10 protein-coding genes and 1 pseudogene are annotated in these 9,632 nt (G+C 75.1%); 8 read left to right on the top strand and 3 right to left on the bottom strand.

From position 1 onward, the window contains the following. Window positions 1–19: 19 nt before the first annotated feature. The 4 genes and pseudogenes from CCN42_RS45870 to CCN42_RS12670 all read left to right on the top strand — a co-directional run. Window positions 20–166, top strand: a pseudogene (locus CCN42_RS45870) (hypothetical protein); the annotation flags it as partial. A 65-nt stretch (window positions 167–231) separates the two neighbouring features. Next, window positions 232–2,679, top strand: a complete 2,448-nt coding sequence (locus CCN42_RS12680) for an alpha/beta fold hydrolase (RefSeq protein ID WP_245877256.1) — start codon at window positions 232–234, stop codon at window positions 2,677–2,679. 21 nt (window positions 2,680–2,700) lie between these two features. After that, window positions 2,701–3,930, top strand: a complete 1,230-nt coding sequence (gene ccrA, locus CCN42_RS12675) for a crotonyl-CoA carboxylase/reductase (RefSeq protein ID WP_086735455.1) — start codon at window positions 2,701–2,703, stop codon at window positions 3,928–3,930. A 65-nt stretch (window positions 3,931–3,995) separates the two neighbouring features. Beyond that, the gene (locus CCN42_RS12670) at window positions 3,996–4,193 is read left to right on the top strand and encodes an antitoxin (protein ID WP_086735453.1); all 198 of its coding nucleotides are present in this window, start codon (window positions 3,996–3,998) and stop codon (window positions 4,191–4,193) included. A gap of 52 nt (window positions 4,194–4,245) precedes the next feature. On the opposite strand, the gene CCN42_RS12665 is transcribed toward CCN42_RS12670, so the two are convergent. From CCN42_RS12665 to CCN42_RS12655, 3 genes are all read right to left on the bottom strand, one after another. After that, window positions 4,246–4,914, bottom strand: a complete 669-nt coding sequence (locus CCN42_RS12665; RefSeq protein ID WP_086735451.1) for an enterobactin synthetase — start codon at window positions 4,912–4,914, stop codon at window positions 4,246–4,248. A 194-nt stretch (window positions 4,915–5,108) separates the two neighbouring features. Next, window positions 5,109–6,593: a class I adenylate-forming enzyme family protein gene (locus CCN42_RS12660; protein ID WP_086735449.1), complete on the bottom strand. Its 1,485-nt coding sequence runs from the start codon at window positions 6,591–6,593 to the stop codon at window positions 5,109–5,111. Beyond that, entirely contained in the window at window positions 6,593–6,841 is a 249-nt protein-coding gene (locus CCN42_RS12655; RefSeq protein ID WP_086735447.1) for an acyl carrier protein, read from the bottom strand. Before CCN42_RS12655 ends, CCN42_RS12660 begins: the two co-directional genes overlap by 1 nt. Before the next feature lie 321 nt (window positions 6,842–7,162). Between CCN42_RS12655 and paaA the strand changes: the two genes are divergently transcribed. The 4 genes from paaA to CCN42_RS12635 form a co-directional block, all read left to right on the top strand. Next, the gene (gene paaA / locus CCN42_RS12650) at window positions 7,163–8,191 is read left to right on the top strand and encodes a 1,2-phenylacetyl-CoA epoxidase subunit PaaA (protein ID WP_245877255.1); all 1,029 of its coding nucleotides are present in this window, start codon (window positions 7,163–7,165) and stop codon (window positions 8,189–8,191) included. Continuing rightward, entirely contained in the window at window positions 8,188–8,499 is a 312-nt protein-coding gene (paaB, locus tag CCN42_RS12645; protein WP_086735443.1) for a 1,2-phenylacetyl-CoA epoxidase subunit PaaB, read from the top strand. Before paaA ends, paaB begins: the two co-directional genes overlap by 4 nt. A gap of 28 nt (window positions 8,500–8,527) precedes the next feature. Beyond that, window positions 8,528–9,301, top strand: a complete 774-nt coding sequence (paaC, locus tag CCN42_RS12640; RefSeq protein ID WP_211294688.1) for a 1,2-phenylacetyl-CoA epoxidase subunit PaaC — start codon at window positions 8,528–8,530, stop codon at window positions 9,299–9,301. After that, on the top strand, window positions 9,298–9,632 hold a 335-nt coding region (locus CCN42_RS12635), incomplete at its 3' end, for an iron-sulfur cluster assembly protein (RefSeq protein ID WP_086735457.1). The genes paaC and CCN42_RS12635, both read left to right, overlap by 4 nt.

The raw sequence follows: 9,632 nt of genomic DNA, 5'->3' as shown, positions 1-9,632 counted from the left end.
CGCCGGACTCAGCAAGGCGGTGCTGGCCCTCGAACACCGGCAGATCCCGCCGAGCCTGCACTTCGACCGCCCCAACCCGCTCATCGACTTCGACGCGAGCCCCTTCCGCGTGCCCACCGCACTGGAGGACTGGCCCGCGGCCGACCACCCGCGCCGGGCCGCCGTCAGCGCCTTCGGCATCGGCGGCACCAACGCCCACGTCGTCCTGGAGGAGGCCACGCCCGCCGCCTGGTGCTGCCCCTGTCCGCGCGCACCGCCGGCGCCCTGCGCGGCCAGGCCGAGGCACTCGCCCGGCACCTCGAACGCCGCCCCGGCCTGCGCCTCGACGACGTCGCGCACTCCCTGCGCACCGACCGGCCCGCGCTGCGCCACCGCCTCACCGTCACGGCGGCCACCCGCGAGGAGGCCCTCGACGCGCTGCGCTCCGCCGCCCCCGTCACTCCGCCGCTCTCCGACGACCCGGCCCGCGTGGCGTTCCTGCTGCCGGGCGGCGGCACCCAGTACCCCGGCATGGGCGCCGAGCTGTACCGCGACCACACCGTCTACCGGGACACCGTCGACGAGTGCGCCCGCATCCTGCGCCCCGTCCTCGGCGCCGACCTGCGCACCGCCCTCTTCGAGGAGCGGCGGCCCGACGACACCGCCGCGTTCCTCGGGCTCGTGGTCACCGAGTACGCCCTGGCCCGCACGCTCATCGAGTCGGGCGTCCGCCCCGACGCGCTGATCGGCCACTCGCTCGGCGAGTACACGGCCGCCTGCCTGGCCGGTGTCATCGACCTGGCGGACATGCTGCCCCTGGTCACCGAACGCATCCGGCTCATCAGCTCCGCCGGCGGTGCCACCGTCGGCGTCGCCGCCCCGGCCGAGGAGATCCGCCCGCTGCTCGACGACGGCCTGTCCCTGGCCGCCGTCAACGGCCCCGGCGCGTGCACCGTGGCCGGACACCTCGACGCCGTCGCGCGCTTCGAGGCGGAACTGACCCGCCGGGGCGTCCCGTTCCGCCGCCTGCGCATCCCCGTCGCCGCCCACTCCCACGTCCTGGACCCGGTCCTGCCGGCCTACGAGACCCACCTGCGCCAGGTCACTCTGCGCCCGCCGCGCATCCCGTACGTCACCAACGTCACCGGCACCTGGGTCACCGACGCCCAGGCGACCTCCGTACGGCACTGGCTCGACCACACCCGCGACACCGTGCGGTTCGCCGACGGCATCGCCGCCCTGTGGGACCGCCTGCACCCCGTCCTCGTGGAGATCGGCCCGGGCGACACCCTGACCAAGCTCGCCACCGGCCGGCTCGCCGACGCGGCGCCGGTGACGGTGACCACCATGCGGCACGCCAAGGCCGGGGCGTCCGACGGGTTCGTCCTCGCCGAGGCCCTGGGACGGCTGTGGAGCGCGGGCGTGGACAGCGCCCTGCCGCCGGTGCCGGGCACGCCCCGGCGGGCCCCGCTGCCCCCCTACGCCTTCGAACGCCGGCGCCACTGGATCGACGCCCCCGGCACCCGCGCCACCCCCGACGACACGCCGGCCACGGCGGAGTCCGCTCCCGGGCTCGCCCCGCGGCCCCGGCTGACCACGGAGCACGTACCGCCGCGCACCGAGCGCGAACGGGAGGTCACCCGGCTCTGGGAGGACACCCTCGGCATCGGCGGCATCGGCCTGCACGACAACTTCTTCGACCTCGGCGGCGACTCGATGCGCGCCGTGCTGCTGGTGGGCAGGCTGCGCGAGGCCGGCGTCCTCGACGTCCCGGCGGCGACCCTGCTGGCCGCGCCCACCGTGGCCGGCGTCCTCGCCGCGGCCGGCGAGCGGGGCGGCCAGACGCCGGAGTCCGCCCCCACCGCTCTCGGGCCGCTGCTGCCGCTGCGCGCCGAGGGCACCGCCACGCCCCTGTTCTGCGTCCACCCCGGCGCCGGCGTCTCCTGGCGCTACACCGGCCTGCTGCCCCACCTCGGCGGCGACCAGCCCGTCTACGGCATCCAGGCGGCCGGCCTCGACGGCACCCGGCCGCCCGCGCCGGACGCCGCCGCCATGGTCGCCCACTACCTCGGCCTGGTGCGCGAGGTGCAGCCGCACGGCCCCTACCGGCTGCTCGGCTGGTCCTACGGCGGATTCGTCGCCCACGCGATGGCCTGCGCGCTCCAGCGGGACGGCGAGCGCGTCGAACTCCTCGCCATGCTCGACGCCCCCCAGCCGCACGGCACCGCCCACGACCCCGAAGCGGCCGAACGCCAGGTGGCGGCCCTGCTGTCGAGGGTGGCCGGCCTCCCCGTCGACACGGGGGCTCCCGTGGAGAGCGTCCTGGACCGGATCGACGCCCGTGTCACGGCCGACCCGGCGAGCGCCCCCGTCACCCGCGCCGAGGCCGCCGCCATCGCCGCCGTCATGCGCAACAACCTGCGCATCGCGCCCCAGTTCGCCCCCGGTGTCTACCACGGTGACGTGCTGTTCTTCAGCGCGGCCGAGGAGCAGCCCACCGACTTCCCGGCGGACCTGGCGGTGCTGCCCGGCAAGGCCGACAGCTGGCGGCCCCACGTCGACGGCACCCTCCACGACCACCACGTGCCGTGCGGCCACTACGAGATGACCGAACCCGAGCCGATCGCCCGCATCGGCGAGGCCGTCGCCAAGGTCCTGCGCGGCCTCGGCGACCGGGCCTCCACACCCCCTTCCCCGTGAACCGGCTTGAGGAGAACCAGCGTGAGAGCGACCCAGGACCTCTACGAGCTCGGCGACGCGCCCGAGATCGGCACCGTACCGAAGAAGATGTACGCCTCGCTCATCCGCCGTGAGCGCTACGGACTGCCCGTCGACGCCTTCCGGACCGAGGTGGTCGACGTCCCGCCCGTGGGCCGGGGCCAGGTCCTGGTGAAGGTGATGGCCGCCGGCATCAACTACAACAACGTCTGGGCGGCGCTGGGTTCGCCGCTCGACGTGATCGCCGCCCGCCAGAAGGCGGGCGCCACCGAGGACTTCCACATCGGCGGCTCCGACCTGTCCGGGATCGTCTGGGCGGTCGGCGAGGACGTCCGCGGGGTGCGGCTCGGCGACGAGGTCGTCGTGCTCGCCAACCGCTGGGACGAGAAGGCCGAGGACATCCGCCTCGGCGGCGACCCCACCTGGTCCACCAGCCAGCGGGTGTGGGGCTACGAGGAGAACTACGGCTCCTTCGCCCAGTTCGCCGTCGTCGACGACTACATGTGCCACCCCAAGCCCGCCCGGCTGTCCTGGGCGGAGTCCGCCTGCTACATGGCGACCGCCGCCACCGCCTACCGCCAGCTCTTCGGCTGGCCCCCGCACACGGTGCGCCCCGGCGACCCGGTGCTGATCTGGGGCGGCGCCGGCGGCCTCGGCTCCATCGCCATCCAGCTCGTCCGGCACGTCGGCGGCATCCCCGTCGCGGTCGTCTCCAGCGAGGAGCGCGGCGAGTTCTGCCTCAAACTGGGTGCCGAGGGCTGGATCGACAGGCGCCGGTTCGATCACTGGGGGCGGCTGCCGGACACCTACGACGACGAGGCGATGGGCCGCTGGCTGTCGGGGGCCCGGGCCTTCGGGCGGGCCTTCTGGGAGGTGCTCGGCGAGCGCCGCAGCCCGCGCATCGTGCTGGAGCACTCCGGCGCCGACACCATCCCCACGTCCCTGTACCTGTGCGACAACGGCGGCATGGTCGTCCTGTGCGGCGGCACCACGGGCTACAACGGCGACGTCGACCTGCGCTTCCTGTGGATGCGGCAGAAGCGCCTCCAGGGCTCGCACGTCGCCACCGCCCGTGAGGCACGGGAGGTCACCCGGCTGATCGACCAGGGCATCATCGACCCGTGCCTGTCCCGCACCTTCGATTTCGAGGAGATCGGCCTCGCCCACCAGCTCATCCACGACAACCGGCACCCGGCGGGAAACATGGCCGCCCGGGTGGGCGACCGGGCGTGATTCACCCACGGCCAGAGGGGTACTGCGGCGGAGTACGACGACGCACGCGCACCCCGGAGGTACCCATGGGCAAGCTGGGCGACATGATGAACAAGGCCAAGCAGATGGCCAAGGGCCACCCCGACCAGGCCGACAAGGGCGTGTCCGGCGCCGAGCGCATGGTCGACGAGCGGACCGGCGACAAGTACGACGCCAAGACCGACAAGGCCGCCGACACGGTGCGGCGTTCCTACCGGGACGGCGGCGGCACGCCGGAGCGCTGACCCGTAACGAAGAAGCTTCCCGTCCCCGGCGCGCCGGGGACGGGAAGCCCGGTCAGCCGCGGCCGCCGGCCCGGCTGACGACGTAGCTGAACACACCAGTTCCGACGCGCACCACCCGCACCCGCACGGCGTGGGCGGGATCGGTGCGCAGACAGACGCGCAGGCCGGCCCCGTCGGGGCACGCCCGCAGGTCGCGAAGGCTCCCCGCCGGCCCGGCAGGGGGCTCGCCCTCCGGTCCGGCCAGGGCCTTCCACGCGGCCTCCTTGGCCGAGAACAGCTCGGTCACCGACCAGGCCGCGCCCGCACCGGGCGGAGTCCCCCCGTCATCGAGCAGCGGCTCCTCGTCCGCGCGCAGCACCAGCCGGGCCGCGCCGCGGGGGAGGGGCCGCAGCTCCAGGTCGCAGCCGAGCGGCAGCTCCCGGCCCGGGGCGCGGGCCACGGCGACGGCGAGGCCCGCGCTGTGCGAGATCGACGCCGCCCGGCCCGGCGGGAACACCGGCAGCCGCCCCGAGCGGGGGATCTCCCCGCAGTCCAGGCCCACCGCGCGCAACGCCCGCCGGGCGGCCCGCCGGCCGGCGAGGAACTCCAGCCGGCGCCTCGGCGGCATCGACGCAGCCGCGGCCGCCTCGGCGGGCCCGGCCGGCTGCGGGCCCGGCTCCGAGACGGCCGCGACGCCCAGCCCGAGCCCCGCGGCGGCAAGCAGCGGCCGCAGCGCGGCCACGTCATCGCCTGCCGCCCACGCGGGCTCATCGCCTGCCGCCCACTCGGGCTCATCGCCTGCCGCCCACGCGGGCTCATCGCCTGCCGGCCACGCGGGCTGCCGACCGTCCCGGGCCGGCCACGGCACCTCCGCCGCGGCCGGCCCGGGACGCGCGGGGCGCCCGGTCGTCGCCGCCCGCCGCCCGCCGCGCACGCTCACACCCGCAGCAGCTTCTTGACGATCTTCCCGGCGGGGTTGCGGGGCACCTGCTCGATGAACTCCACCCGCCGCGGACGCTTGTACGGCGCGAGCAGCCCCGCGACATGCGCGAGCAGTGCCGCCGCGCCCGCCTCCGCGCCCGGCTCCAGGGCGACGTACGCCAGCGGCACCTCGCCGTAGTCCTCGTCGGGCATCCCGACGACCGCCGCGTCCCGGACCGCCGGGTGGGACATCAGGGCGCGCTCGATCTCCGAGGGGTAGACGTTCTGGCCCGCGCGGATGATGACGTCCTTCGTGCGGTCCACCAGGCTGATGCGGCCCTCGTCGTCGACGAAGCCGAGGTCGCCCGTCCTGATCCACCCGTCGAGGGTGATCTCGCGGGTGGCCTCCGGGTCGTTCCAGTAGCCCTGCATGACGCCCGGCCCGCGCACCACGATCTCGCCGATCTCGCCGCGCGGCAGCTCCCGGCCGCGCTCGTCCACCGCGCGGGCGGACATGCCCGGCACGACCCGGCCGCACGGGATGCGGGCGGCGACGTCCCCGGGGGCGGGGTGCTCGTCGGGGCCGAGCGTGACGAACGGGCCGCCCACCTCGGTCATGCCGTACACCTGCCGGAAGCCGCAGCCGAGCCGCTGGACCGCGTCGGCGTAGACGTCGAGCGGCATGGGGGCGGCGCCGTACAGGATCTCCCGCAGGGAGGACAGGTCGGTGCGGTGGGACCCCTTGGCCTGGAGCATGAAGCGCAGCATCTGCGGCACCAGCCACATGTGCGTGGCCCGGTGCCGCTCCACCGCGGACAGCGCCCGCTGCGGGGTGAAACCGGGCATCAGCACGACCGTGGCGCCGGCCGCCAGATAGGTCAGGGACACGACCATGCTGCCGTGGTACAGCGGGCAGCAGTTGACCATGACGATGCCGTCGGTGGGGCGGGCCATCACCAGCCAGCCGAGGGCGATCGCGCGGAACGACCCGCTGTCGACGGTGACCCCCTTGGCCTGCCCGGTGGTCGCCGAGGTGTGCAGGACGGCGATCGGGTCGGTGTCGGCGACCCGCGGCAGCTCCCGCTCGCCGGCCAGGGTGCCCAGCGCCGCGAAGGCGGGCTTGTCCAGGGCCAGCCGGATCCGCACCGACGCCGGCAGCTCGGGGTGCCGGTCCAGCAGCTCCGACTCCCCGATGACGGCGACCGCGCCGACGCGTTCGACGATCCCGGCGACCTCGGGCTCGGCCAGGCTGTGGTTCAGCGGCACGAACAGCGCGCCGAGCCGGGCCAGCGCGAAGTAGCTCTCCAGGACCTCGATCCGGTCCTTGGCGAGCACGGCGACCCGGTCACCCCGCTCGATGCCCAGCTCGGCCAGCCCGCGCGCCAGTTGCAGAGTGCGGTCGTGCAACTGGGCCCAGGTGACCCTGCGTTCCTCGTCGATCAGGGCGGTCCGCTCGGGCCAGCACTGGCGGCCGCGCTCCAGCAGCTGCGTCAGCCACATCACGCACCGCCGCTCGCACCGGCGACCGAACGCTCGGCCACGAAACGCTCGTAGTCGGCGATCGTGCGCAGCCCTTCCATGTCCTCGGCGGTGATCTCCACGCCGAGCCGCTGCTCCACGAGCAGCACGAGGCGGACCAGATCCCCGGAGTCGATGCCGCTGGCGGCCAGGTCGACGTCGTCGCCGACCTGGCCGGCGTACTCGGCCGTGCCGGTGAGTTCGACCAGCAACTCCCTGATGATGCTCATGGTTTCCCCTTTCGCCTCGGCGTGCCGGCCGCCGCGCGGTGTACGAGTGTCACCCCCTGAAGAGGCGGGCGCGGCCGGGGCGCACTCCCCGGGCCGGCCCGTGAGCTTTGTCACGCGCCCGAACCGTGTGCGGCGGGGATAGCCGGGCCGCGCCCCCGGCCTCTTACCGCAACGAAGCCCCCCGCTCCGCCCGGCCCCGCGCGGGCGGTCCCGAACCGAAGGAGTGATGCGCGTGCCCAGGCAGCCGGTACGGGCCCGGACCCCGGGACGGTGCCCGCAGCACGGTGACCCGGCCGGCCGCACCGCCGTGGCGGTCACCCGATGCCCGGGCGGTGCCCGGTGACCGCGCCGACCACCGCCCCCGCCGTGGACGAGGGCGACCTGCTCGCGCACTTCGACGCGCTCGTCGCCGCCGGTGAAACCATCGAACCGCGCGACTGGATGCCCGACGGATACCGCCGCATGCTGGTCCGCCAGATCGCCCAGCACGCCCACTCCGAGATCATCGGCATGCAGCCGGAGGGCGCCTGGCTCACCCGCGCCCCGTCCCTGCACCGCAAGTCGGTCCTCATCGCCAAGGTCCAGGACGAGGCCGGCCACGGCCTGTACCTGTACTCCGCCGCCGAGACGCTCGGCGTGGACCGCGCCGCCCTGCTGGACGCCCTGCACCGCGGACAACAGCGCGCCTCCGCCACCTTCAACCACCCCGCGCTCACCTGGGCGGACACCGGGGCCATCGCGTGGCTGACGGACGGCGCCGCCGTCATCAACCAGGCGCCCCTGTGCCGCACCTCCTACGGGCCGTACGCCCGGGCGATGCGCCGCGTCTGCCAGGAGGAGGCGTTCCACGTCCGGCAGGGCTACGACCTGATGCGCGCCCTGTGCGAGGGGACACCCGAGCAGAAGGCGATGGCGCAGGACGCGGTGAACCGCTGGTGGCTGCCGGCCGTGGCGCTGATGTTCGGTCCGCCCGACACCGAGGCGGGCGGCGCCGACGCGCGGACCGCCGCACTGGGCGCCGCCGTCTCCCGCCGGGCGATGGCCTGGGGCATCAAGCGCCACACCAATGACGAGCTGCGCCAGCGTTTCGTCGACAGCTGCGTCCCGCAGGCCGAACGCCTCGGCCTGACGCTGCCCGACCCGGCGATCCGCTGGAACGAGGAGCGTGGCCACTACGACTTCACCCCGATCGACTGGGACACCTACCGCGAGGCACTGGGCGACGACACCCACTGGGCGCGGCAGCGCATCGCGCACCGCCGGGCCGCGCACGAGGACGGCGCCTGGGTCAGGGAGGCCGCCGCCGCGTACGCCGCCCGGACGGACGGGACGGGAGGAGAGGACGAATGAGCGGGACACGGGAGGGCGCGCCGGCGTCCTGGGAGGTCTTCCTGCGCAGCCGGCGGGGCCTGGCCCACCAGCACGTGGGGTCGGTGCGCGCGGCCGGCCCGGACGCGGCGCTGGCCGCGGCCCGCGACCTGTACACGCGCCGGGGCGAACCGCTGTCGCTGTGGGTGGTCCGCTCCGACGCCGTGCACACGGCCTCCCCGGACGAACGCGACCCGTACTTCGCGGGCGCCCGCCACAAGCCGTACCGGTACCCCGAGCACTTCGCGCCGCTGACCGAGAAAGGCCCCGAAGGTGAGCATCACGAGTGACGCCCCGGTGGTGCGGCGTCCGGACCCCCTGCCGGGCGAACAGCCGTCCGCCGCCCCCGACCTGGCCCGGTACCTCCTGCGCCTCGGCGACGACGCGCTCGTCCTCGGACAGCGGCTGTGCCAGTGGATCACCCGCGCGCCGACCATCGACGAGGACCTGGCCCTGTCGAACATCGCCCTCGACCTGATCGGCCACGCCCGCGCCCTGCTCACCCGCGCCGGACGGCTCGACGGCACCGGCCGCACCGAGGACGACCTCGCCTACGGCCGTTCGGACCGCGAGTTCACCAACGCCCTGCTGACCGAACTCCCCAACGGCGACTTCGCGGCGACCGTGGCCCGGCAACTCGCCTACACCCACTACGCCGTCCTCTCCTACGAGACCCTCGCGCACTGCGCCGACCCCGACCTCGCCGCGTTCGGGGCCCGCGCCGCCAAGGAGGTCGCCTTCCACCGGCTGCACGCCGACCGCTGGACGGTGACGCTGGGACGCGGCACCGAGGAGAGCGCCCGCCGTATGCGGGACGGCCTGGAACGTGTGTGGCCGTACACCGCCGAACTCTTCGAGGAGGACGAGGTGGTACGCCGCCTCGCCGCTTCCGGCACGGTGCCCTCCCCGGCACCGCTGCGCGAGACGTGGCTCGGGCGCGTCACCGAGGTCGTCACCGAGGCGGGTCTCACCGTGCCGACGCCCGCCTGGTCGGCCACGGGAGGCCGCTCGGGACTGCACACCGAGGAGTTCGGGCCGCTGATCGCCGAACTGCAGTCGGTGCGGCGGCAGTTCCCCGGGGGCACCTGGTGAGCGGGCCCGTACCGGACACCTCCCGCCGTTCCCCCCAGGAGGTGCGCGAGCGGGTGGCGGCGCTTCCCGACCCGGAGCTTCCGGTGATCGGCCTCGGCGACCTCGGCGTGGTGGGTTCCGTCACCCCGGGCACCGACGGCGTGCTGGAGGTGGAGATCACGCCCACCTACCTGGGCTGCCCCGCGCTGCCCGAGATCACCGCCGCCGTACGGGACGTCCTGGCCGCCTGCGGCCATCCCGACGGCCGCGTCCGGCAGGTCCTCACACCGCCCTGGACGACGGACCGCATCACCCCCGAGGGGCGGCGCAGGCTCGCCGAGCACGGCATCGC

It is taken from the genome of Streptomyces glaucescens (assembly GCF_002154375.1).
GTDB classification, from domain to species: domain Bacteria; phylum Actinomycetota; class Actinomycetes; order Streptomycetales; family Streptomycetaceae; genus Streptomyces; species Streptomyces glaucescens.
Note: the sequence above shows the minus strand (reverse complement) of the source record. Positions and strands in the feature narration are given on the sequence as shown.

Excerpts from the sequence above, each read along its gene's own strand:
- CCN42_RS12670 (WP_086735453.1), top strand. The coding sequence starts at position 3,996 with ATGGGCAAGCTGGGCGACATGATGAACAAGGCCAAGCAGATGGCCAAG.
- CCN42_RS12660 (WP_086735449.1), bottom strand. The coding sequence starts at position 6,593 with ATGTGGCTGACGCAGCTGCTGGAGCGCGGCCGCCAGTGCTGGCCCGAG.
- CCN42_RS12655 (WP_086735447.1), bottom strand. The coding sequence starts at position 6,841 with ATGAGCATCATCAGGGAGTTGCTGGTCGAACTCACCGGCACGGCCGAG.
- paaA (WP_245877255.1), top strand. The coding sequence starts at position 7,163 with ATGCCCGGGCGGTGCCCGGTGACCGCGCCGACCACCGCCCCCGCCGTG.
- paaB (WP_086735443.1), top strand. The coding sequence starts at position 8,188 with ATGAGCGGGACACGGGAGGGCGCGCCGGCGTCCTGGGAGGTCTTCCTG.